This window comes from Thioclava sp. F28-4 (assembly GCF_002020045.1).
Lineage (GTDB): Bacteria > Pseudomonadota > Alphaproteobacteria > Rhodobacterales > Rhodobacteraceae > Thioclava > Thioclava sediminum.
In genome coordinates this window covers 387,424-408,836 of record NZ_MPZQ01000003.1, presented here as the reverse complement: position 1 = coordinate 408,836, position 21,413 = coordinate 387,424, and the positions used below count along the sequence as shown (strand labels likewise).

At 64.4% G+C, this 21,413-nt stretch carries 22 protein-coding genes; 16 read left to right on the top strand and 6 right to left on the bottom strand.

The window, feature by feature from the left end:
• The first annotated feature begins 109 nt into the window (after positions 1 to 109).
• The 6 genes from BMI87_RS09555 (at position 110) to BMI87_RS09530 (ending at position 6,991) form a co-directional block, all read left to right on the top strand.
• Positions 110 to 1,933, top strand: a complete 1,824-nt coding sequence (locus tag BMI87_RS09555; RefSeq protein WP_078520940.1) for a TonB-dependent siderophore receptor — start codon at positions 110 to 112, stop codon at positions 1,931 to 1,933.
• Positions 1,920 to 2,786, top strand: coding sequence for an ABC transporter substrate-binding protein (locus BMI87_RS09550; RefSeq protein WP_168175187.1), 867 nt, complete (start codon positions 1,920 to 1,922; stop codon positions 2,784 to 2,786). The genes BMI87_RS09555 and BMI87_RS09550 overlap by 14 nt, the downstream gene beginning before the upstream one ends.
• Entirely contained in the window at positions 2,783 to 3,766 is a 984-nt protein-coding gene (locus BMI87_RS09545; protein WP_078520938.1) for an iron ABC transporter permease, read from the top strand. Before BMI87_RS09550 ends, BMI87_RS09545 begins: the two co-directional genes overlap by 4 nt.
• The gene (locus BMI87_RS09540; protein WP_078520937.1) at positions 3,766 to 4,512 is read left to right on the top strand and encodes an ABC transporter ATP-binding protein; all 747 of its coding nucleotides are present in this window, start codon (positions 3,766 to 3,768) and stop codon (positions 4,510 to 4,512) included. Before BMI87_RS09545 ends, BMI87_RS09540 begins: the two co-directional genes overlap by 1 nt.
• A complete protein-coding gene (locus tag BMI87_RS09535) occupies positions 4,512 to 5,303 on the top strand; it encodes a cobalamin-binding protein (RefSeq protein ID WP_078520936.1) in 792 nt (263 codons plus the stop codon). Before BMI87_RS09540 ends, BMI87_RS09535 begins: the two co-directional genes overlap by 1 nt.
• A gap of 77 nt (positions 5,304 to 5,380) precedes the next feature.
• On the top strand, positions 5,381 to 6,991 hold the full coding sequence (locus tag BMI87_RS09530; protein ID WP_078520935.1) for an FMN-binding glutamate synthase family protein: 1,611 nt from the start codon (positions 5,381 to 5,383) through the stop codon (positions 6,989 to 6,991).
• 227 nt (positions 6,992 to 7,218) lie between these two features.
• On the opposite strand, the gene BMI87_RS09525 is transcribed toward BMI87_RS09530, so the two are convergent.
• The gene (locus tag BMI87_RS09525) at positions 7,219 to 8,109 is read right to left on the bottom strand and encodes a serine hydrolase (protein ID WP_246832676.1); all 891 of its coding nucleotides are present in this window, start codon (positions 8,107 to 8,109) and stop codon (positions 7,219 to 7,221) included.
• 154 nt (positions 8,110 to 8,263) lie between these two features.
• Between BMI87_RS09525 and BMI87_RS09520 the strand changes: the two genes are divergently transcribed.
• The 4 genes from BMI87_RS09520 to BMI87_RS09505 all read left to right on the top strand — a co-directional run bounded on the left by BMI87_RS09520 (position 8,264) and on the right by BMI87_RS09505 (position 11,081).
• Positions 8,264 to 8,779, top strand: coding sequence for a YeeE/YedE thiosulfate transporter family protein (locus tag BMI87_RS09520; RefSeq protein ID WP_078520933.1), 516 nt, complete (start codon positions 8,264 to 8,266; stop codon positions 8,777 to 8,779).
• On the top strand, positions 8,776 to 9,426 hold the full coding sequence (locus tag BMI87_RS09515) for a DUF6691 family protein (RefSeq protein ID WP_078520932.1): 651 nt from the start codon (positions 8,776 to 8,778) through the stop codon (positions 9,424 to 9,426). Before BMI87_RS09520 ends, BMI87_RS09515 begins: the two co-directional genes overlap by 4 nt.
• A gap of 41 nt (positions 9,427 to 9,467) precedes the next feature.
• Positions 9,468 to 10,220: a beta-lactamase hydrolase domain-containing protein gene (locus tag BMI87_RS09510; protein WP_078520931.1), complete on the top strand. Its 753-nt coding sequence runs from the start codon at positions 9,468 to 9,470 to the stop codon at positions 10,218 to 10,220.
• A 69-nt stretch (positions 10,221 to 10,289) separates the two neighbouring features.
• Entirely contained in the window at positions 10,290 to 11,081 is a 792-nt protein-coding gene (locus tag BMI87_RS09505) for a hypothetical protein (protein WP_078520930.1), read from the top strand.
• A 9-nt stretch (positions 11,082 to 11,090) separates the two neighbouring features.
• Here BMI87_RS09505 and BMI87_RS09500 read toward each other — a convergent pair whose 3' ends face one another.
• Together BMI87_RS09500 and BMI87_RS09495 are read right to left on the bottom strand one after the other, a co-directional pair.
• Positions 11,091 to 11,675, bottom strand: coding sequence for an ImuA family protein (locus BMI87_RS09500; protein WP_078520929.1), 585 nt, complete (start codon positions 11,673 to 11,675; stop codon positions 11,091 to 11,093).
• Positions 11,676 to 11,786: 111 nt separating this feature from the next.
• Positions 11,787 to 12,605, bottom strand: coding sequence for an alpha/beta fold hydrolase (locus tag BMI87_RS09495; protein ID WP_078520928.1), 819 nt, complete (start codon positions 12,603 to 12,605; stop codon positions 11,787 to 11,789).
• Positions 12,606 to 12,931: 326 nt separating this feature from the next.
• Between BMI87_RS09495 and BMI87_RS09490 the strand changes: the two genes are divergently transcribed.
• The gene (locus tag BMI87_RS09490) at positions 12,932 to 13,138 is read left to right on the top strand and encodes a cold-shock protein (protein ID WP_078520927.1); all 207 of its coding nucleotides are present in this window, start codon (positions 12,932 to 12,934) and stop codon (positions 13,136 to 13,138) included.
• A gap of 63 nt (positions 13,139 to 13,201) precedes the next feature.
• Here the strand turns inward: BMI87_RS09490 and BMI87_RS09485 are convergent, their stop codons facing one another.
• The 3 genes from BMI87_RS09485 to acnA form a co-directional block, all read right to left on the bottom strand.
• Positions 13,202 to 13,813, bottom strand: a complete 612-nt coding sequence (locus BMI87_RS09485; protein ID WP_078520926.1) for a thioredoxin family protein — start codon at positions 13,811 to 13,813, stop codon at positions 13,202 to 13,204.
• Positions 13,814 to 14,098: 285 nt separating this feature from the next.
• On the bottom strand, positions 14,099 to 14,434 hold the full coding sequence (locus tag BMI87_RS09480; protein WP_078521050.1) for a TM2 domain-containing protein: 336 nt from the start codon (positions 14,432 to 14,434) through the stop codon (positions 14,099 to 14,101).
• A 231-nt stretch (positions 14,435 to 14,665) separates the two neighbouring features.
• A complete protein-coding gene (gene acnA, locus BMI87_RS09475; RefSeq protein WP_078520925.1) occupies positions 14,666 to 17,416 on the bottom strand; it encodes an aconitate hydratase AcnA in 2,751 nt (916 codons plus the stop codon).
• A gap of 307 nt (positions 17,417 to 17,723) precedes the next feature.
• Between acnA and BMI87_RS09470 the strand changes: the two genes are divergently transcribed.
• The 5 genes from BMI87_RS09470 to BMI87_RS09450 all read left to right on the top strand — a co-directional run bounded on the left by BMI87_RS09470 (position 17,724) and on the right by BMI87_RS09450 (position 21,380).
• Positions 17,724 to 18,566 carry a thioredoxin family protein gene (locus tag BMI87_RS09470; protein ID WP_244176651.1) on the top strand — a complete coding sequence of 281 codons (843 nt, stop codon included), beginning with the start codon at positions 17,724 to 17,726 and terminating at the stop codon, positions 18,564 to 18,566.
• Positions 18,567 to 18,770: 204 nt separating this feature from the next.
• A complete protein-coding gene (gene rpsF, locus BMI87_RS09465) occupies positions 18,771 to 19,124 on the top strand; it encodes a 30S ribosomal protein S6 (RefSeq protein WP_078520924.1) in 354 nt (117 codons plus the stop codon).
• Positions 19,125 to 19,146: 22 nt separating this feature from the next.
• The gene (rpsR, locus tag BMI87_RS09460) at positions 19,147 to 19,371 is read left to right on the top strand and encodes a 30S ribosomal protein S18 (RefSeq protein ID WP_038073027.1); all 225 of its coding nucleotides are present in this window, start codon (positions 19,147 to 19,149) and stop codon (positions 19,369 to 19,371) included.
• Positions 19,372 to 19,383: 12 nt separating this feature from the next.
• Positions 19,384 to 20,007 carry a 50S ribosomal protein L9 gene (gene rplI / locus BMI87_RS09455; protein ID WP_078520923.1) on the top strand — a complete coding sequence of 208 codons (624 nt, stop codon included), beginning with the start codon at positions 19,384 to 19,386 and terminating at the stop codon, positions 20,005 to 20,007.
• Positions 20,008 to 20,216: 209 nt separating this feature from the next.
• Positions 20,217 to 21,380, top strand: a complete 1,164-nt coding sequence (locus tag BMI87_RS09450) for a YihY/virulence factor BrkB family protein (RefSeq protein ID WP_078520922.1) — start codon at positions 20,217 to 20,219, stop codon at positions 21,378 to 21,380.
• Positions 21,381 to 21,413 lie beyond the last annotated feature (33 nt).

Here is a 21,413-nt window from a genome sequence, read left to right as displayed (position 1 = left end):
GTCTTCCGTCAGTGGTGACATTCTCACCGTCGGCGGAAATTCCAAATTTCCAAAGACTTACGATACGAAGTTCACGCGACCACAGAGTCGCGATACGAGGGAATTGGATATGATCCGCACCCGTTTGACCGTGGGCCTGATGCTCACCACCGCGCTGGCAGCCCCCGCGCTCGCGCAAGACAGCCAACCTTACCAACTCGATGAGATCGTGATCTACCACGGCGCGCTCGAGCCGCAATCGTCGGACAAGACCGCGCAGGCGGTCACCGTGCTGTCGCGCAACGAGCTGGAGCGTTCGGGCCAGACCCGCCTTGCCAATCTGATCGCGCAATCGCCGGGCGTCGGCATCCTGTCGCGCGGGCCGATGGGCGCGCAGACCGGCTTCACCATCCGCGGCGTGTCGCAGAACTACGTCAAGGTTATGGTGGACGGGATCGACGTCTCCGATCCGTCCGCGACGCAGGTGCTGCCCGATCTGGGCCGGTTCAACACGTTCAACTACGACCGGGTCGAGATCATGCGCGGCTCGCAATCGGCGGTCTATGGCGGGCAGGCGGTCGCCGGGGTCATCAACCTCGACACGCCGCGTCCGACCGAGGATGGCGTGAGCCAAAGCGTCAAGGTCGAGCTCGGTTCCTACCAGACCGCGAATGCGGCCTATAACTTCGGTTGGAAGAAGGGTGACGACGAGCTCGCGATCCAGCTCTCGAAAGTCTACACCGCTGGTTTCTCAGCCGCCGACAAGAAGAACGGCAATACCGAGAAGGACGGCTACCGCGCCGACCGCGTGAGCCTGCGCGCGCAGAAGCGCATCTCCGACAATCTGCTGATCGGCTTCAACGGCTTTGCGCAGAACGACCGGGGTGAGTTCGATAACGGCTTCAGCTCGCCGCCCACGGACAGCAACGAATACACCATCCACAAGGAGCGGGGCGGGCGTCTCTTTGCCAAATTCGCGACCGGTCCGCTCGATCACGAGCTCGGTCTGACCTATTACACCACCTCGCGCTGGTATCCGGTCTATGACTATGGCTACGAGGGCAAACGCCGCAAACTCGACTGGAAAGCCTCGACCGATCTCGGGCCGGGCCGCGTGACCTTCGGCGCGGATCGCACGCTGGAAACCTATACCGGCACCTATGTCACGGGCGATGTTCTGACCGCGGATACGGGCGTCTTCGGCGAATATGCCTTCTCGCCGATGGACGGCGTGAACGTGACCGCCTCGGCGCGCCATGACGATCACTCGGATTTCGGCGGCAACACCACGGGCCGTCTCGGCGTCACCTGGCAGGCCGATGCCGCGACCCTCTTGCGTGCCTCGGTGGGCAACGGGTTCCGCGCGCCGTCGGGCTACGAGCTTTATGACGGCTATGCGGGCAATCCCGATCTCAAGCCCGAGAAATCGCTGAGTTACGACCTTGGGGTCGAGCGTGATTTCGGTGCGCATAAGCTGACCGCGACGCTGTTCCATATCGAGGTGAAGGACCTGATCGACTACAGCAACACGACCTACAGCTATTACCAGACCTCGGGCACCGCCAAGCGGCAGGGTCTGGAGCTGGGTCTGAAGGGGCCGATCTCCAGCACGGTCAATTACAGCCTCGGCTATACCTATCTGGATTCGAAGAACCCCGACGGGCTCTCTGCCGGCTCGACGTGGAACTCGGCCTTCGGGCGCCACACGCTGACCGCCGGGATCGACGCGCAGGTGACTGACAAGCTCACGCTCGCCGCCGATATGCGCGTGGTCACCGATCGTCAGAGCCAGCCCGATTACGGCCTGCTGAACGCGCAGATGACCTACGATCTGGGCAATGACAAAGAGGCCTATCTGCGTATCGAGAACCTGACCGACACCGATTACCAGCTCTGGCCGGGCTACGGCACCTCGGGTCGCGCCGCCTATGTGGGGCTGCGTGCGCGGTTCTGATCTGAAAGGGGCGGTTTGCGCCGCCCTTTTCGCCGCCTTGGCGGCGACCTCCTCCGCATGGGCGGGGGAGACTGCGGACGACGTGCCGCAGCGTGTCGTGTCCATGAACCTCTGCACGGATCAGTTGGCGCTGGCGCTGGCCGATCCGTCGCAGATCGTCTCGGTCAGCCATTTCGCGACCGATCCGTCGATGTCGGTGCATTGGAAACAGGCTGAAGACCTGCCTGTAAACTACGGGCGTGCCGAAGAAATTTCTATTCTCCATCCCGATCTCGTTCTGGCCGATACATGGTCGAACCCGGATACGATCCGCATGTTGCGCACGCTCGGGATCCGGGTCGAGCAACTGCCGCCCGGCACCTCGCTGCCCGAAATTCGGGGCCGGATCGAGACGATGGGTAAGCTGCTTGGCCATCCCGACCGCGCGGCAAAGATGCTCGCGGATTTCGATGCGCGGCTGGCAGCGATCGAGACGCCCGCGCCGGGGCTGAAAGCTGCGATCATCGGGCCCTCGGGCTATGGCTACGGGCCGCGGACCCTTGAAGGGCAAATCCTTGAAATGGCAGGGTTTGAGAACGTCGTCAGCGGGCCGGGGCTCGACTGGGGCGGACGGTTGCCGCTGGAAGATCTGGTGATGGATCGCCCCGATCTGGTGGTCGTCGGCGGCTCGCAAGGCGGCACCGGCACGAGCCGCGCGCAGGAGGTGTTGGCGCATCCGGTGCTGCGCGATCTGCCGGTCGTGCGGGGGCTGCGCGATGCAAGCTGGACCTGTGGCGCGCCCGCGATGCTGAATGCGGTGGAGATGCTGGCAAAGCTCGGGCGTGAAATCGAGAAAAAGAAGTTGACGCAATGAGTTATCGCACGATCTTCATTCTTCTCTCCGTCCTCTGTGCGGTGCTTTTCGCAGCCTCGCTGCTGATCGGGCCGTCGGGCATTTCGCCGCTTCACGGCCTCTCCGCGCTGATCTCTGGCGATGGAGCCGCAGGGCTGGTGATGCGCGAGTTGCGCCTGCCGCGCGCGATCCTCGGGATCGGCGTCGGCGCCGCACTGGGGCTGTCGGGCGCCGCGATGCAAGGCTTCCTGCGTAACCCGCTGGCCGAGCCGGGACTGATCGGGACCTCTGCCGGCGCGGCGCTCGGCGCTGTGATTGCGATCCAGACCGGGCTCTACGCGCTCTTCGCTCTGGCTCTGCCGCTGGCGGCGCTGGCGGGCGCGGGTGTGGCCGTCGCACTGATCCTGATCCTTGCGGGGCGCGAGGGTCGGGCGCTCGTGCTGATCCTTGCGGGGATCGCGGTCTCGGCGCTGGCGGCGGCGGCGACCGCGCTGGTGCTGAACCTCGCGCCGTCGCCCTATGCCGCGGCCGAGATCGTGTTCTGGATGATGGGCTCGCTCGCCGATCGCTCGATGACCCATGTGGCGCTGGCGCTGCCGTTCCTGATCGTCGGCGCGCTGATCCTGCTGCGCGCGGGGGCTGGGCTGGATGCGCTGAGCCTTGGGGAAGATGCTGCAGCTTCGATGGGCATCTCTTTGAAAAAGCTCAGGCTTCAGATTGTCTTCGGCACGGCGCTGATGGTGGGCGCGGCCACGGCTGTAGCGGGCGCGATCGGCTTCGTCGGCCTCGTCGTGCCGCATCTGCTGCGCAAATCCGTGGGCGCGCGGCCCTCGCGGCTGCTTCCGGCTTCGGCGCTTGGCGGGGCGGCGATGCTGACGCTGGCCGATATCGCGACGCGGGTGATCGCGCCCGAGCGCGACCTGAAACTGGGCGTTCTGACCGCGCTGGTCGGGGCGCCGTTCTTCCTGTCGATGATACGCAAAATGGGGCGCGAGGGCTGATGCTGGAGTTGGAAAACCTCACCGTTCTACGCGGCGAATGTCCGGTGGTCGATCGCGTCTCGGCGCAGGTCGGGCCGGGCGAGGTGATCGGGCTGATCGGGCCCAATGGTGCGGGCAAGACCTCGCTGCTGCGGGGCGCGATGGGGCTTTTGTCGCATCGCGGGGACAGCTCGCTTTCCGCGCTCGACCCGATGGCGCGGGCGCGGGCGGCGGCGTGGCTGCCGCAGGCGCGCGAGATTGCCTGGGGGCTGTCGGTCGCCGATCTCGTCGCGCTGGGGCGGCTGCCGCATGGCCGCGATCAGGCGACGCGCGGGGCGGCTGCAGTGGAGGAAGCGCTGCGTCGGATGGGGCTCGACAACTACCGCGACCGTGCCGCCACGCAGCTCTCTGGCGGCGAGCAGGCTCGGGTGCTGATCGCGCGGGCGCTCGCGCAGGAAAGCCCGCTGATCCTCGCCGACGAGCCTATCGCAGGCCTCGATCCGGCGGCGCAGATCGCGACGATGCAGGTCTTCACCTCCCATGCGCAGGCGGGCGGCGCAGTGGTCACTTCGCTGCATGATCTCGGGCTGGCGGCGCGCCATTGCACCCGACTTTGGGTGATGGATCGCGGGCGGCTGGTCGCGGACGGTGCGCCCGGCGAGGTGCTGACCGCGACGCTTCTGGCCGAGGTCTTCCACATCCGCGCGCACTTCAAGAACACGCCGGAAGGCCCCGTTTTTCAACCGCTTTCCACATTGGGGGTCTGATGGCATTTCCGGCCGAGCGCATCGTCTGCCTGACCGAGGAGGCGGTCGAGACACTTTACCTTCTGGGTGAGGACGCGCGCATCGTCGGCGTCTCTGGCTACGCGGTGCGACCCAAACGGGTGCGTCAGGAAAAGCCGCGCGTCTCGGCCTTCATCTCCGCCGATCTGCCGAAGATCCTCGCGCTGAAGCCGGACCTCGTTCTGACCTTCTCGGACCTTCAGGCCGATATCGTCGAGGGGCTGGTACGCGAGGGCGTCGCCGTGCACGCGTTCAACCAACGCTCGGTCGCGGGCATCCTCGACATGATCTGCACGGTGGGCGCGCTGGTGGGCTGCACCGAGCGTGCGGAACTGCTCGCCGCGGGTTACGAAACGCGTCTGGCGGAGATCGCCGCGAAGCCGCGCCCCAACCGTCCGCGCGTCTGGTTCGAGGAATGGGACGAACCGCTGATCTCTGCCGTGGGCTGGGTGTCGGAGCTGATCGAGATCGCAGGCGGGCGCGATGTCTTCGCCGATCTGGCGAGAGAGGGCAAAGCCAAGGATCGCATCGTCACTCCCGAACAAGTGATCGCCGCCGCGCCCGAGGTCATCGTGGGGTCGTGGTGCGGCAAGAAGTTCCGTCCCGAGAAAGTTTCCGCAAGGCCAGGCTGGCAGGACGTTCCGGCTGTTGCGCGAAACCGGCTGCACGAGGTCAAATCCACCCTGATCCTGCAGCCCGGGCCTGCAGCGCTGACCGACGGGCTCGACGCGCTGGAGGCCGCGATCTGGTCCGATCCGGGGTTGCGGGCGTAATAGTTCTTAGACATAGAGCCCTCGCGCGCTAGAGTGTCCGCGCAGGAACAGAGGCTACTTACCCCGCGGGAGGGGGCATGTTCACGCGTTTTATACGGTTTTCACCACTCGTCTTGTCAGCTCTGCTGACGCTCGCAGCAGTTTCCGGTTTGATCCTTACCGATTGGTTTCTGGTCATCGCGATCCTCTTCGGTTTCCTGACGCTGGTCGGGATCCACGATCTGATCCAGACCAAACACGCGATCACCCGGAACTATCCGATCCTCGGCCATCTGCGCTTCTTCTTCGAGGAAATCCGCCCCGAGATCCGCCAATACCTGATCGAGGGGGACGACGAAGACATTCCGTTCTCCCGCGCGACCCGCACGATCGTCTATCAGCGCGCCAAGGATATCGAGGATGCCAAACCCTTCGGCACCCGTATCCGCGTCTCGGAATCGGGCTATCAGTGGATCACCCATTCGGTGAAGCCGCGCCATATCGAGGATAGCGATTTCCGCGTCGAGATCGGCGGGGAGGCGTGCAAGCAGCCCTACAAGGCGTCGATCTACAATATCTCGGCCATGTCCTTCGGGGCGCTGTCGGCGAATGCGATCATGGCGCTCAACAAGGGCGCGAAGATGGGCGGCTTCGCGCATGACACGGGCGAGGGCGGGATTTCGCGCTATCACCGTGAGGGCGGCGATCTGATCTATGAGGTCGGCTCGGGCTATTTCGGCTGTCGCAACCATGATGGCAGCTTCAACCCCGAGAAATTCGCCAAACGCGCGCAGGACCCTCAGGTCAAGATGATTGAGCTGAAGCTGAGCCAGGGCGCGAAGCCGGGCCATGGCGGCATGCTGCCTGCGGCCAAGATCACCCCCGAGATCGCCGAGGCGCGCGACATCCCGATGGATCGCGACTGCATCTCGCCCGCCTCGCATTCGGCCTTCTCGACCCCGCTGGAGATGATGGAATTCATCGGCCAGCTGCGCGAGCTGTCGGGCGGCAAGCCGGTTGGCTTCAAGCTCTGCGTCGGTCACCGCCGCGAATTCATGTGCATCGTCAAGGCGATGCTGGAAACCGGCATCACCCCCGATTTCATCGTGGTCGATGGCAAGGAGGGCGGCACCGGGGCCGCGCCTCTGGAATTCGCGAACCACATGGGCTTCCCGCTCGTGGAAGGCTTGAGCTTCGTGCATAACACGCTGCGCGGGGCGGGGCTGCGCGATCAGGTGAAGATCGGGGCGTCGGGCAAGGTCGTGACCGCCTTCCACATCGCCAAGGTTCTGGCGATCGGGGCGGATTGGGCGAACTCGGCGCGGGGCTTCATGTTCTCGATCGGCTGCATTCAGGCGCAGTCGTGCCACACGAACAAATGCCCGACCGGGGTGACCACGCAGGACCCGATCCGTCAGCGCGCTCTCGTCGTGCCGGAAAAGTCGACCCGCGTGGCCAATTTCCACCGCAACACGATGAAGGCGCTGGCCGAGATGACGGGGGCTGCGGGCCTCACCCATCCGGGGCAGTTCCTGCCGCATCACCTGCTGGTGCGCGACCGCGAGCGCGATTTCAAAGTGGGCGACGAGATCTATCACTACATGCCCGAAGGGTTCCTCCTGCGCGAGGATGACGACCGCTTCGGCTATCTCAAGCGCTGGAAACGGGCCCGCGCCGAGGCGTTCGAGCCCTTCGACAGCGGCGTGTGAGATCGGATCTCACGGTGTCTTGGGAGAGGCGGCGACGGAGGTTGCCGCCTCTCTTTTTGGCGATGAGGGAGCGCCCGACCTCGGGTGGGCGCAGGCAAGGTCTCAGTGGTCTTCGCTTTATCGTGCCTTACACCTCCAACGCTGATGCGCGCGGTCTGGCTGCAAAAGCGCCCTCCCGGGGGGAGGTCGGGCGCTGCCCGGTGTTGGTCACACCGGGCTGGTCTTACTCACTGCGCGAGCAGGGCTTTTGCCACGGTCTGTTCGGCTGGCCCTTCGAAAGGGCCATGCGTGAAGGCGGCGGCGGTGCGGCCTGTCTCGGGGCAGCGATAGACGGCGTTGGAGCTGAACGGCCCCGCGCCGGAATGGCCGAAGACGCGGGTGTCGCCCCAGTCGCCGCACATCAGCCCCAGCCCGTACCCATGCCGCGTCCAGGGGCGGTCGGGCAGTGCGCCTCCCAACTCGCGGCAGGCGGTCATGCGGGCGAAAGCGCGTGGCGGCAGCAGCCCGCGCAGCCCGTGCAATAGCCGCGCCGCATCGCCCGCCGTGCCGATCAGCGTGCGGTGATAGACCCAGCCGGGGTGGTAGTCGCGCGCCTCGGGCCAGTGAAGCGGGGCGAAATCAGCGGGCGCTTCCGCGAGCCGGACGCTCTCCAGCCCTAACGGCCTCGCGATCCTCTCTTGCACCAGCTCCGCGAGGCTCCGGCCTGCGGCGCCTTCGATCACCTCGCGGGCGAGCATGTAGCCGAGGTTGGAATAGCGCCACCCTTCGCCGGGCGGAAATGGCGCGCGCTGTGCCAGAACCCGCGCCACCAGCAGATCGCGCGGCCAAGGCGTGCGCCCGGCTACGACATCCGCGTGATAGGCGGGTAGGGTGCCGTAATCGGGCAGGCCCGCGCTGTGCTCCAGAAGCTGCGCCAGCGTACCCCCCGCAACCAGCTCCGGCAGATCGAGCGGCGCGTCCAATTCGAGCCGCCCCTCGGCCTCGAGCATCAACGCCAGCGCCGCGATCACGGGCTTGGTGAAGCTCCAATAGGGAAAGAGGGGCGCGCTTTCCTGCGCCGTTTGGCAGCGAGCGTCGCGGTCAATCGTCGCGGTGAAGACGGTGGCGGGTTGGGTCAATGCTTTGTCTTTAAGTGATTTTTCCGGCGGGTCGGGCAGGGCGTTTCCCGAGTTTATGTCATTTGCCGCATCGCGGCGCTGAAAAAAGTTGAAACGGCTTTGGCGATTTGTATCATCACCTATGAATATGATCATGGGAGGAAGGGAGGCTTTCATGAGAGACGCACCCAAAGCATTTTGGTCACCGCTCGCCGCCGGCACCGCGCTCGGCCTAGCGCTGCTGTTGACCTTCGTCGTGACCGGGCATGGGCTCGGCGCATCCGGCTTCGTGACCCGCTTCGCGGCACAGGCCAATGACTGGGTCGCCCCGCAGGCGACCGCTGACAATTCCTATTTCGGCCCCTTCATGGCGGCGGGTAGCCCGCTTCTGAGCTGGATCACCTGGGAAGTGGTCGGCGTCCTGATCGGGGCGTGGCTCGGCGCGAAAGGCGCGGGCCGAATCTCGGTCAAGGTAGAGCGCGGCCCGCGCACCACGAGCGGTAATCGCCTCGTTTACGCGCTGATCGGCGGGGCGCTGGTGGGCTTCGGCGCGCGTCTGGCGCGCGGCTGCACCTCGGGTCTGGGTCTGTCGGGTAGTGCGACGCTCGCCGTGGCGGGCTTCGTCTTCCTGATCGGCTTCTTCGCGGCGGGCTTCGCCGTCTCGATGATGATGCGGAGGATCTGGCAATGAGCATCCCTCTTTACGATAGCGGCATAGCCTCGGGCCTCCTGTCGGGCATTCTCTTCGGCTACGCGCTGGAGGCGGCGGGCTTCGGCTCTCCGCGCAAGCTGACGGGGCAGTTCACCCTGCGCGACTTCTCGGTCTTCAAGGTGATGTTCACCGCCGTGATCGTCTGCGCCGTGGGGCTTTACGTGCTGCGGACGATGGGCTGGATGGGCCCCGCTGCGGTCTTCATCCCGACGCTCTTCTTCTGGGCGATCCTGCTGGGCGGCGTCTTCATCGGCGCGGGCTTTGCCGTGGGCGGCTATTGCCCGGGCACGTCCGTGGTCGGCGTGGCCTCGGGCCGGATCGACGCGGTGGTCTTCGCGATCGGCATGGTGCTCGGCACCTCGGTCTTCGCCTGGGTCTTCGACCCGATCAAGGATTTCTACCTCGCAGGTCAGGGGCCGACGGCACAGACCCTGCCGCAGCTCCTCGGGCTGCCGGAATGGGTGATCCTGCTGGCGCTGATCATCATCGCCGCCGTGGGCTTCCGCCTCGGCACGATCCTCGAGCGGTCGCGCGGCGGTCCGTTCACCGCCGAAGAGGTCTGCGCCCCGGATGACGAGGCCGACGAGTTCGCCCTCACGTCCGCATCGGCAGATGCGCGCGGGTAACGGTTTGTAATACGGACGAAATTCTAGGGAGGAAAAAGTCCATGAAACTGCATAAGAAACGCAAGAGCCTGCTGCGCGCCGCGATGGTGCCGGTGACTGCGGTCGCGATGAGCGCCGCCGTTCCCGCCACCTCCAGCGCGCAGGCGACCAACCCCTGCGCTCCGGCTGTGACGAACCCCTGTGCGCCGGCCAACCCCTGCGCACCGGCGGCCGCCAACCCTTGCGCACCGGCGGCTGCAAACCCCTGTGCGCCCTCGGCGGCCAAGGCCGCGGATGCGGGCAGCGACGCGGCACCGATGGCCAGCGGGCCCTATGACACCACCGTCAAGGCCACGCAGGCGCCCTATGGCGACAAGATGCCCCCGATCGTCGACAATTACCTGCGCGCGACGCCCTATGTCGGCACCGGTGGCTTCATCGATCCGACGGGCATTCCGATGCTCAAGATGCTCGGCTTCAAGACCGTCGTCAGCCTGTTGAAGCCCGACGAGGGTGCGCCGAACGAGGGCGACTTGGTGCAGAAGGCCGGGATGAACTACATTCAGATCTCCGTGCCGACCAAGGCGCCGACCGAGGAACAGGTGGCCGAATTCGCGAAGATCGTCGAAGACCCGGCGAACTACCCGATCCTGCTGCATTGCGAGAGCTCGAACCGGGTGGGCGCGATGTGGGCGCTCTATCGCGCGTCGAAGGGCGTGCCGAACGAGATCGCCATCGAGGAAGGCCGTCAGGTCGGTCTGAAGACCTCGCGCGAACCGGCTGTGCGTGAAATGCTCGGCATGGAGCCGCTCTGAGCGCAGATGTCGCGATGACAAGGACGGGGTCAGCGCCTAGGCTGGCCCCGTTCGCATGAGGAGAGACCGATGACCCGACCCGAAACGCCCTCCGAGATGTCACCCGACAGCGCCAACCCGGCGACGCCAGCGCCCACGCTGCGCATCGCCAATCCCGGGATAGAGGGGCTGCCCCGCGCGCGCCTGGAAGAGATGCATGACGCGGCCGAGACCGTGCTCGAATGCGAGACGGTGCTGGCGAAGTCGGGGATGAGCGTGGTGTCGGAAGTGCTGCGCGGGCAGGGGGATTTCCTCGTCTGGTCGCGCTATCCGCAGGGCGATGTCTTCGACACCGAGACGCATTGCCACTATTTCTACCACGCCCATGATGCGCGCGAGATGGCCGAGGGCGAGAACGGGCATTTCCACCTGTTCATGCGCCCCGAAGGGATCATTCCGGGGCTGGAGCCGTGGGACCTGCCCGGTGCGAAAATCCCCGAGGATACGGCTGCGCGCTTCGTCCATATCGGCGCGATCAGCGTGGATGCGAAGGGCCGGGCGATCCGCATTTTCACCACCAATCGCTGGGTGACGGATGAATGCCTCTACCGTGCCGAGGATATGATCCGGCTGCTCGATCATTTCGCGATCGAACTGGCGCATCCGAACTGGGCGGTGAACCTGTGGCTGAGCGGAATGGTCACGCTCTATCGTCCGCAATTCGCGGCGCTCCTGCGCGCGCGGGATGCGCAGATCGAGGCATGGCTGGCGGATCATCCGGGCAGCGAGGTGCTGGAGGATCGCAGCTTGCAGAATATCAGCCAGTGGCCCGTCGATCCGGTCGCCCAGATCGGCGCGATCGAGGACAAGCTCGACCTCTGAGGCGCGGGGCTACACCGGCACGCTCGACGGCGCGCAGTCATTGACCGAGAGGATCTCGGGCGCGCGGGTCTTCGCGTTCCATTCCACCTCCCAGGCGCGGCAGGGGCCGGATTTGTTCTTCAGCTGCCGCCAGCGCAGCCGGGGCGAGTCCACCCCCTCGCGCAGCAGCTTGTCGTAGACGGGCATCGCGTGCCAGCGCGTCTCCGCCGCGTTCGAGCCGCCATCGGGCAGGATCAGGCATAGCCCCGTGGCGCGGCCCTCCTTGGCGGCCAGTTGCAGCCGCCGCCCGGCCGTCAGCCCGATCTCGCGCGGCAACTCCCCGATCACCAGCGGCACCGAGCCGTCGCGCAGCGCCTCTTCCATCACGGCAAGCGTGTCGGTCTGGTCCTTGCCGCGCGCCAGCAGCAACCGCGCCGGGTCGAAGAAGCTCACCAGCCCGCGCGGATTGAGCCCCTCGCGGCGATGGCGTTCGTTCACCCAGAGGATCGGCCCCGTGGTGCTGGCGCAGACCGCGCAGGCGAAGCTCGTGGCGCCGATGCCGCAAACCTCATGGGTGCGGCCTTCGCGCAGGGGGAACGGGTGGGGCGTGGTCATCGGTGCGGCAGCGGGTCGGGGTGAAACAAAGCATGAACATTGTAGGCAAGAGAAACCCGGCCTGCAAGGGATCGCAGGCCGGGTAAACAGAATGCCGAAAGCGGCGGGGCGTTACCTCAGGAACTCGAGCAGCGCGATGTTGAACTCTTCCGAATGGGTCACGTTGCAGCCATGCGGCGCGCCCTTGATCGTGAAGAACTGGCTGTCGGGGATCGCGTGGTAGGTACGCGCACCAGAGCCTTCGAGCGGCACGATCGCGTCGCTGTCGCCGTGGATCACCAGAACGGGCACGCGCACCGCCTCCAGATCCTCGCGGAAATCGGTGGTGCCGAACGCCTCCATGCAGCCAAGCGCCGCGCTCTGGTCGGACTGGTTGCACAGGGTCACCGCCTGTTCGCATTCCTCGGCAGAGGCTTTGAGATCGCCGTCGACGCTGTAGAAATTCTCGACGAATTGCGGGAAGAACGCGTCGCGCCCGTCGCGCAGGCCCTGTTCCATCTCGCCTGCGGCTTCCTTGGTCAGCGGGCCGTCGGGATTGTTCTCGCTTTGCATCAGGCAGGGCGTCACGGCGGAGGCGAAGACAGCGGCGCGCAGTCGGCCTTCGCCGTAATTGCGGATGTAGCGCGCGACCTCTCCGCCACCCATCGAGAACCCTACCAGCGTCACGTCGTGCAGATCCATCGCGGTGAGGATCGCATCGAGATCGGCGGCGAGCGTGTCGTAATCGAAGCCCTCGGTCGGTTTTTCCGCCAGACCGAAGCCGCGACGGTCATAGGTTATGACGCGGTGACCGGCAGCGATCAGCGCCGGGACTTGTTTTTCCCACGCCTTGCCCGAGAGTGGCCAGCCGTGGATCAGGACCACGGGCCGACCCGAGCCGCCATGGTCGATTGCGTTGAGTTGGCCGGGGCCGAGCGGGGCTGCTGTCATGGGGTCCTCCTGCGTCTTCAGCGTTTGAAGATCTCACCTGTTCACTGAAGTAACGCGGGCGGCGCGGGCAAAGGTCCGAAATCTCATATATTTTTTGCATGTTTTCACGCCTCGGCGGGAGGGCGCCGAATTCCGTCGATCGCGGTGCCGTGCAACCCCCTCACATGCTTTGATCATTGCAATTAGAGCCCGTTCGCCTTATGTATTCTCTCGCTACGTTTGATTCCCAGATGCACTGTCTCCTTACGGCTTCAGTTTGCTTTCAAGAACTGACTACGCCGAGCTGACGCATTTCGCAGGCAGCATAATTTAATAGGAGACTCACGATGGCCGAAGGCACCGTGAAATGGTTCAATAGCACCAAGGGTTATGGCTTCATCGCACCGAACGATGGCGGCAAAGACATCTTCCTTCACATCTCCGCCGTTGAGCGCGCTGGCATCCAGCGTCTCGATGACGGTCAGAAAGTGACCTACGATCTGGAAACCGGCCGTGACGGCCGCCAGTCGGCAGGTAACATCGCGCTCGCGTAAGCTGAGCCCGTGTGACGGTTTGAGACGGCCCGTGCGATCGCACGGGCCGTTTTCATTTGGGCCTTACCAAACGTCCGGGTCGATGCCCTTCGCGCTGAGTTCCGAGAACTTGTCCTGCAAGAAGCGCTGGAATGGCTGATCGGCGTAAGCGCCGCTCGCCACGTATTCGAGTCCCGCCAGATGGTGGAAGGGCTTGAAATAGCCCGGCATTCTGAAGGCTTCGGCCTCGCTCAGGCTTTGCGCGCCTGCATTCGCGGCCGGGATCAGCACCTGCGTCGGCGTGAAGTTTACCGCCCATTTCTGTGCCAGCGCGCGCTCCTCCAGCGCCTCGCCGTCGAAATCGGTGACCTCGCGCGCGCCCCAGAGATCGAGCTGCACGACCATGTAGCTCTTCTCGATCAGCCCGGTAATCTCGGGCCGCTCGAAATTCACCAGATGCATCTCGCGGCAATAGGGGCAGCCGCGCTGCTCGAAGAGCACCAGAAGCCCCTTGCCCTGATCGGCGGCCTCCTGAAGGTCCTCTCCCAGATCGAGAAAACCCTCGTGGAAGAAGGGCTGCTGATAGAGCCCGCCATCGCCCATCACCGCCTCGGCCTGCACGGGCCACGCACCTCCCAACGCGCCTCCCACTGTCATCGCCCCGACTGTCAGGGCCAACATCTCGCGTCTGTTCATCGCGTCGTCCTCCCTTGTGAGAGGTCAAGTATAGCACAGGCCGGGCGAATGGCGGGAATTACGCGCTGAGGGCCGCGCCCGACCTCGGGTGGGCGCTCGTGAGATATGGGCGAGGGAACTTTATTTCTCCATCGCCCCGACGGCCTAGTCTCAGTGGTGCAGTGCAGTTGCGCCCTCCCGAGGTCGGGCGCGGCCCGGGCTGGCCGCCCGGGCGGCTCGCAGTCGCCTGACCCGCAACAAAAAAGGCCCCGCGTTCGGCGGGGCCATGGATTTCTTCGAATGGATTCAGACAGTCGGAATGGCCGGAGCCATCGTGCCACCGAGCTGCATGCGCATCTTTTCGCGCGACTGCGTGATGATCGAGGGGATTAGGAACGCATCGACAAGAACCCACACGCCTAGCGCGAGCAGGAGAAATATGCCGACATAGACGACGAGCGTTAGCCAGCCGAGAATGCACAGAATGAGCTGAGCGACCCCAGTTCCGGTCTTGCCAAGGTAGAAACGATGCGCGCCGAGCATTCCTAGGAAAAACCAGAGAAGATACGCAACGACGGGGGATTTCGCGTCATTCGCAATGCGTTGTTCAATAAGAATTTGTTGTTCAGTTGTCAGAGCCATGATGTCCTCAAAAATTGCCTCTAGAGGTTGAATCTCAAGGTTTCGTGAAGACTTCAGGGTGAAAGCAAGGCGAGAAAAAGAACTTATGTATATTTTGGTCTGGGAGAAGTAGTCGCGCGGGTTCATTGCGCCTTGCAATGCTTGCCGAACGAACGGTTCGTAAAAACTTGTTCACCAAACGAAAAAGGCCCCGCGCTCGCGGGGCCTTTTCCAATCTCGTGACCGTCAGCCTCAGGCTTTGGCGAGGTTGCGCAGCACGTAGTGCAGCACGCCGCCGTTCTTGAGGTATTCGATCTCCACCGCGGTATCGATCCGGCTTTTCAGCTTGATCTCCTTGGTGGTGCCGTCCTTGTAGGTGATGGTGCAGGGCACGATCGACTGCGGCTTGATTTCGCCTTCGAGACCTTCGATCGAGACCTCTTCCTCACCGGTGAGGTTCAGATCCTTGCGGGTCTGGCCTTCGGTGAACTCGAAGGGGATCACGCCGAAGCCGACGAGGTTGGAGCGGTGGATACGCTCGAAGCTCTCCGCGATCACGGCCTTGACGCCGAGCAGGTTGGTGCCCTTCGCCGCCCAGTCGCGCGAGGAGCCAGCGCCGTATTGCTCGCCCCCGAAGATCACCAGCGGCTTGCCGGCTTTCTCATAGGCCATCGCCGCGTCGAAGATCGTGGTCTGCTCGCCATCGGGGCCCTTGGTGTAGCCGCCCTCGACGCCGTCCAGCATCTCGTTCTTGATGCGGATGTTGGCGAAGGTGCCGCGCATCATGACTTCGTGGTTACCACGGCGCGAACCGTAGCTGTTGAAGTCCTTCGGCGCGACCTGACGCTCGACCAGGTATTTCCCGGCCGGGGTGTCGGGCTTGAACGAACCCGCCGGCGAGATGTGGTCGGTGGTCACGAAATCGCCCAGCACGGCGAGGATGCCCGCGCCCGAGATGTTCGAGATCGTGCCGGCTTCCGGCGACATGCCTTTGAAGTAGGGCGGGTTCTGGATGTAGGTCGACTGCGGCGGCCAGTCATAGGTTTCGCCGCCTTCGACTTCCACGCCCTGCCACTTCTCGTCGCCTTTGAAGACATCGGCGTATTTCTCGATGAACTTCTCGCGGGTGACGACCTTCTCGACGAGATCGGCGATCTCCTTGTCGGAGGGCCAGATGTCTTTCAGGTAGACGTCCTTGCCATCCGGCGTCTGAGCGATCGGATCGCTCGACAGATCGATGTTCATGTCGCCAGCCAGCGCGTAGGCCACCACGAGGGGCGGGGAGGCGAGGTAGTTGGCGCGCACGTCGGGCGAGATCCGGCCTTCGAAGTTCCGGTTGCCCGAGAGCACCGAGGTCGCGATCAGATCGTTGTCGTTGATCGCCTTCGAGATTTCCGGCTGGAGCGGACCCGAGTTACCGATACAGGTGGTGCAGCCGTAGCCCACGAGGTTGAAGCCCACCGCGTCGAGATCTTCCTGAAGGCCCGCGGCTTCCAGATATTCCGACACGACCTGCGAGCCAGGTGCCAGCGAGGTCTTCACCCAAGGCTTGCGGTTCAGGCCCAGTTCGCGCGCTTTGCGCGCCACGAGACCCGCGCCGATCAGCACGTAGGGGTTCGAGGTGTTGGTGCAGGACGTGATCGAGGCGATCACCACCGAACCGTCGCGCAGCTCGTAATCTTCACCTTCGACCTTGGCGGTCTTGCCGATGGTGACCGATTTGGTCGCGATCGGGCCTTCGTCGGCCATGTCCTTGGCGTCTTCCGAGATGTCGATGCCGCGATAGTCGGCCACGACGTTCTCGAAGGCGTCGGCGGCTTTGGTCAGCGCGACATAGTCCTGCGGGCGTTTGGGGCCCGAGATCGCCGGAACGATGGTGTTCATGTCCAGCTCGAGCGTCGAGGAGTAGACCGGCGCGTAATCCGCGTCGCGCCACATGCCGTTTTCCTTGGCATAGGCTTCGACCAGCGCGATGCGGTCCTTGTCGCGGCCCGTCTGCTCGAGATAGCGCAGGGTCTCGTCATCGACCGGGAAGAAGCCACAGGTCGCGCCGTATTCGGGCGCCATGTTGGCGATGGTCGCGCGCTGAGCCAGCGGCAGGTTGTCGAGGCCGTCGCCGTAGAATTCGACGAACTTGCCGACAACGCCATGGGCGCGGAGCATTTCGACGACTTTCAGCACGAGGTCGGTGCCGGTGGTGCCTTCGACCATCGAGCCGGTCAGCTTGAAGCCCACGACTTCCGGGATCAGCATCGAGATCGGCTGGCCGAGCATGCCGGCTTCAGCCTCGATACCGCCCACGCCCCAGCCGAGAACGGCCGCGCCGTTGACCATGGTGGTGTGGCTGTCGGTGCCCACGAGCGTGTCGGGGTAAGCGACTTCGGTGCCGTCCTGATCCTTGTCGGTCCAGACGGTCTGGGCGAGATATTCGAGGTTCACCTGGTGGCAGATGCCGGTGCCCGGCGGAACCACGCGGAAGTTCTCGAACGCGGTCTGACCCCACTTGAGGAACTTGTAGCGCTCGATGTTGCGCTCGTATTCGCGGTCGACGTTCATCTGGAACGCGCGCGGGTTGCCGAATTCGTCGATCATCACCGAGTGGTCGATCACGAGGTCGACGGGCACGAGCGGGTTGATCTTCTGTGCGTCGCCGCCAAGACCCTTGATGCCGTCACGCATTGCCGCGAGGTCGACCACGGCCGGAACGCCGGTGAAGTCCTGCATCAGCACGCGGGCGGGGCGGTAGGCGATCTCGCGCGGGTTCTTGCCGCCTTGCTCGGCCCATTCGCCGAAAGCCTTGATGTCGTCGGTCGAGATCGTGAAGCCGTTATCCTCGAACCGCAGAAGGTTCTCCAGAACCACCTTCAGCGAAGCGGGCAGCTTCGAGAAATCACCCAGGCCAGCCTCGGTGGCGGCGGGGATCGAGTAATAAGCATAGGTCTTCGAGCCGACGCTGAGTTCGCGGCGGGTCTTCGCGGTATCCTTACCGGTAACGATGGGCATGAGAATGGCCTCCCTTCAAGGGTCCTAAGGGTGTCGCTGGCGTGTGTTTGCCCCAAGCGCGCGATCCGTTCAAGAGGGTCGGGGCATTTTTAGTATACCATTGCACACAAAAACACGCGACTGGAGCGACCCAGCGTCATCTTGAACCGCGCTTGGGCCGTATACGTTGGACATATATCGTTTCGCGCGCCCGGACAGAAAGAAATCTCTCAAAACATTGATTAGGCATGGTCTGAGCAGAAACGCTAGGTATAAAGACGGCGAAGTGAGGAGTGTTTTTCGAGTGCGCGCAGGACGTTTGACCGCGATGGGAGCTGCTTTCGCCGCAGGGCTGGTAAGCTTTGCGGAATTTGCGTCTGCCCAAGGGGCAGCCGACGCGCCGCCCGGGATGCGTCTCAACGCGTCCGAGGCGCTTCTCGACCAGATGGCCTCCGAGAAATCCGACACCCCCGCGAAGCCGAACCCCGTGGCGCCCGATCCCGACACCGAAGGCGAGCACGACCCGGTCGTGGTCGAGCTTTATACCTCGCAGGGCTGCTCGTCCTGCCCGCCGGCGGATGCGCTCTTGAAGGAGCTCACGGATCGGGACGATGTGATCGCGCTGGCGCTGCATGTCGATTACTGGGACTATCTCGGCTGGAAGGATCCCTTTGGAAAGCCTGAGTTTTCCGCCCGGCAGAAATCCTATGCGATCGCCGCGGGCGAGCGCACGGTCTACACCCCACAGATGATCATCGCGGGCCGCGAGGCCCTGATCGGGCCGCAGGAAGCGGCGCTCGATACCGCCATCGCACGCGAGAGCGACGCCCATCCCGAGGTCGATCTGAAGATCACGGGAGAGGGCGATCATTACGAGATCGCGCTGAGCCCGGTCGATAAGCTGGAGACGCCCGCGATGGTGCAGCTCGTGCGCTACAAGCCCTCCGCCACGGTCGACATCCTGCGCGGCGAGAATGCCGGGCGCACGGTGACCTACAAGAACATCGTCACCAGCCTGACCGGCATCGCCGAATGGGACGGGCGCGCGCCGGTGACGCTCTCGGTCGATCTCGACGGGGACGCGCCCGCCGTGGTGATCGTTCAGGAATCCCGCCCCAGCAAGAACGGCCCGCTGCCTGGGCCGATCCTCGCCGCGGGTCAGCTGGACTGACCGGGGCGGATCGAGCTGCGCCGAGCCCGTCAGGGCAGGGCGCAATCGCCTCTTTGGCACCCTGATTTTTCCTTGCATCCAGACGCGCATCCCGTATAAGGCCGCATCTTCCGCGTTTGCTATGAACCGGCGGAGCCTCTCGTGTTGGGTTGCGGAAGTGTCAGACGCCCAACTTTGAAGCCGCCTCGAAATACAGGAGTTCGCATGCCGCTTTACGAGCATGTCCTCATCGCGCGTCAGGATCTGTCCAACGCGCAGGCCGAAGGCCTTGTCGAACATTTCTCCACGGTCCTGTCGGACAACGGCGGCAAAGTCGTCGATTCCGAATACTGGGGCGTGAAGACCATGGCCTACAAGATCAACAAGAACCGCAAGGGCCACTACGCCTACCTGCGCACCGACGCCCCGTCGGCAGCCGTGCAGGAAATGGAGCGTCTGGCCCGTCTGCATGACGACGTGATGCGCGTCCTGACCATCAAGGTCGACGAGCACGAAGAGGGCCCCTCGGTCCAGATGCAGAAACGTGACGAACGCGACAACCGTCGCGAGCGCCGTTGATCGGTAGACAGGAGTAGACACCATGGCAAAACCGTTTTTCCGCCGTCGTAAAGTCTGCCCGTTCTCGGGTGAGAACGCGCCGAAGATCGACTACAAGGACACCCGTCTTCTGCAGCGCTACATCTCTGAGCGCGGCAAGATCGTCCCCGCCCGCATCACCGCCGTTTCGGCGAAGAAGCAGCGTGAACTGGCCCGCGCGATCAAGCGCGCCCGTTTCCTCGCCCTGCTCCCCTACGCCGTGAAATAAGGAGACCGACCGATGGAAGTGATCCTTCTCGAACGCGTGGCCAAGCTCGGCCAGATGGGTGACGTCGTCACCGTCAAGGACGGCTTCGGCCGTAACTACCTGCTGCCGCAGGGCAAGGCACTGCGCGCCAACGAATCCAACATCAAGAGCTTCGAAGAGCGCAAGGCGCAGCTCGAGGCCCGCAACCTCGAAACCAAGAAAGAGGCCGAAGCTCTGGCGTCGAAGATCGACGGCGAGACCTTCGTCGTGATCCGTTCGGCTTCGGACGGCGGCAACCTTTACGGTTCGGTCACCACCCGCGACGCGGCGAACATCGCCTCCGAGCAGGGTTTCTCGGTGGACCGCAAGCAGGTCATCATCCGCCAGCCGATCAAGGTTCTCGGCCTGCATGACGTCGAAGTGCACCTGCACCCCGAAGTCGTCGCCGAGATCCAGCTCAACGTCGCACGTTCGCCCGAAGAGGCCGAGCTGCAAGCGTCGGGCAAGTCGATCCAGGACGTGGCGGCCGAGGAAGAGGCTGCAGCCGAATTCGAGATCGCCGAACTGTTCGACGATATCGGCGGCGCGACCTCCGACGACGACGAGGGCGGCCCCGTTGCCACCCCCGAGTCGGCCGAAGACGAAAACAACGCCTGATCGGTCGCTTCGACCTTTCAGTCCGAAAGACAGAGAACCGCGCCTTCCGGGGCGCGGTTTTTTCATGCTTGCCTGTCAGGGTATTTCTACTGAAATATGTCTAATGACATAGTCGGGCCGCGACGCGCGGCGCAGACCCCGGAACCGCGTGCCGCAATCCGGCGTTGGCCCCTAAATGGCCCTCAGGGCTTTGAAAACAGGGGACATGCATGACGAAACGATCGGGACAGGGCCCACGCGACGACGCATCGAGCCGACGCGACCGGCTCGTGCAGGCGGGGCTACTGGGCTTCGGCGCCTATCTCATGTGGCGGCGCTATCAGGACGATCGGCAGGCCGCGATCCACGGCCCGACCGAAGGCCGCAGCGCCCGTCATGTCCCCGCGACCCGCACTGACCGTTATGACCGCCCCGCCGATCGCGCGCTGGGACGTCAGGCGGAAAGCCCGTTCGACATCCCCCGCGCGGGCTGGAAGGCCATCGCAAAGCGCGCCTATGGTCAGATCGACGAGGACCGGGTTCTGGCGGTCGCGGCGGGCGTGACCTTCTACGCATTGCTCGCGCTCTTCCCCGCCCTGACCGCCACCGTCTCGATCTACGGCATCTTCGCGGATCGCCAGACCATGCTGCAGGACCTCGATGCGCTCAAGAACGTCATTCCGCCCGAGGCGCTGACGCTGATCCGCAACCAGTTGGAGCAGTTGATCGGGTCCAGTTCAAACGCGCTCGGGCTGGCCTCGATCTTCGGTGTCCTTCTGGCGCTATGGTCGGCCAATGGCGGCGCGAAGGCGATGATCGGTGCGCTCAACGTGGCCTATGGCGAGAAGGAGCGGCGCAGCTTCGTGCGGCTCAACGCCTTCGGGCTGGGCATGACGATCACCGGGATCGTCATGGTCTGCGCGCTGATCCTCGTGGCGGCGGTGCTGCCGGTGTTGCTCGATTATATCCCGATGGGCGGGGCGCTGGATGCGGTGCTGCGCTGGGGGCGCTGGCCGGTGATGGCGCTGGTGCTGATGGGGATGCTGATGCTGCTCTATCGCTTCGCGCCCGCACGCAACGCGCCGCGCTGGATCTGGGTCGCGCCCGGGGCGATCGTGGCCTCGATCCTGCTGCTGATCGTCTCGGCGGTTTTCTCCTTCTACACTTCGAACTTCGCGAATTACTCGAGCACCTATGGCTCGATCGGCGCGGTGGTGGTGCTGATGATGTGGATCTGGCTCTCGACGACGGCGGTGCTTCTGGGGGCCGAGATCAATTCCGAGGCCGAACATCAGACCGCGCAGGACAGCACCATCGGCGCGCCGCGTCCCTTGGGCGGCCGCAATGCCGTGGTCGCCGATGCGGTGGCGCCAGCCCCCGCGCGCGAGCGCTGAGCGGGGCGGGGCGCGCAAGACGAGCCTCAAAAT

Excerpts from the sequence above, each read along its gene's own strand:
- BMI87_RS09450 (WP_078520922.1), top strand. The coding sequence starts at position 20,217 with ATGACGAAACGATCGGGACAGGGCCCACGCGACGACGCATCGAGCCGA.
- BMI87_RS09510 (WP_078520931.1), top strand. The coding sequence starts at position 9,468 with ATGAAACTGCATAAGAAACGCAAGAGCCTGCTGCGCGCCGCGATGGTG.
- BMI87_RS09485 (WP_078520926.1), bottom strand. The coding sequence starts at position 13,813 with ATGAACAGACGCGAGATGTTGGCCCTGACAGTCGGGGCGATGACAGTG.
- BMI87_RS09500 (WP_078520929.1), bottom strand. The coding sequence starts at position 11,675 with ATGACCACGCCCCACCCGTTCCCCCTGCGCGAAGGCCGCACCCATGAG.
- BMI87_RS09535 (WP_078520936.1), top strand. The coding sequence starts at position 4,512 with ATGGCATTTCCGGCCGAGCGCATCGTCTGCCTGACCGAGGAGGCGGTC.
- BMI87_RS09470 (WP_244176651.1), top strand. The coding sequence starts at position 17,724 with ATGGGAGCTGCTTTCGCCGCAGGGCTGGTAAGCTTTGCGGAATTTGCG.
- BMI87_RS09505 (WP_078520930.1), top strand. The coding sequence starts at position 10,290 with ATGACCCGACCCGAAACGCCCTCCGAGATGTCACCCGACAGCGCCAAC.
- rpsF (WP_078520924.1), top strand. The coding sequence starts at position 18,771 with ATGCCGCTTTACGAGCATGTCCTCATCGCGCGTCAGGATCTGTCCAAC.
- BMI87_RS09490 (WP_078520927.1), top strand. The coding sequence starts at position 12,932 with ATGGCCGAAGGCACCGTGAAATGGTTCAATAGCACCAAGGGTTATGGC.
- BMI87_RS09480 (WP_078521050.1), bottom strand. The coding sequence starts at position 14,434 with ATGGCTCTGACAACTGAACAACAAATTCTTATTGAACAACGCATTGCG.
- BMI87_RS09545 (WP_078520938.1), top strand. The coding sequence starts at position 2,783 with ATGAGTTATCGCACGATCTTCATTCTTCTCTCCGTCCTCTGTGCGGTG.
- BMI87_RS09515 (WP_078520932.1), top strand. The coding sequence starts at position 8,776 with ATGAGCATCCCTCTTTACGATAGCGGCATAGCCTCGGGCCTCCTGTCG.
- BMI87_RS09555 (WP_078520940.1), top strand. The coding sequence starts at position 110 with ATGATCCGCACCCGTTTGACCGTGGGCCTGATGCTCACCACCGCGCTG.
- BMI87_RS09540 (WP_078520937.1), top strand. The coding sequence starts at position 3,766 with ATGCTGGAGTTGGAAAACCTCACCGTTCTACGCGGCGAATGTCCGGTG.
- acnA (WP_078520925.1), bottom strand. The coding sequence starts at position 17,416 with ATGCCCATCGTTACCGGTAAGGATACCGCGAAGACCCGCCGCGAACTC.
- BMI87_RS09530 (WP_078520935.1), top strand. The coding sequence starts at position 5,381 with ATGTTCACGCGTTTTATACGGTTTTCACCACTCGTCTTGTCAGCTCTG.
- rplI (WP_078520923.1), top strand. The coding sequence starts at position 19,384 with ATGGAAGTGATCCTTCTCGAACGCGTGGCCAAGCTCGGCCAGATGGGT.
- BMI87_RS09520 (WP_078520933.1), top strand. The coding sequence starts at position 8,264 with ATGAGAGACGCACCCAAAGCATTTTGGTCACCGCTCGCCGCCGGCACC.
- rpsR (WP_038073027.1), top strand. The coding sequence starts at position 19,147 with ATGGCAAAACCGTTTTTCCGCCGTCGTAAAGTCTGCCCGTTCTCGGGT.
- BMI87_RS09495 (WP_078520928.1), bottom strand. The coding sequence starts at position 12,605 with ATGACAGCAGCCCCGCTCGGCCCCGGCCAACTCAACGCAATCGACCAT.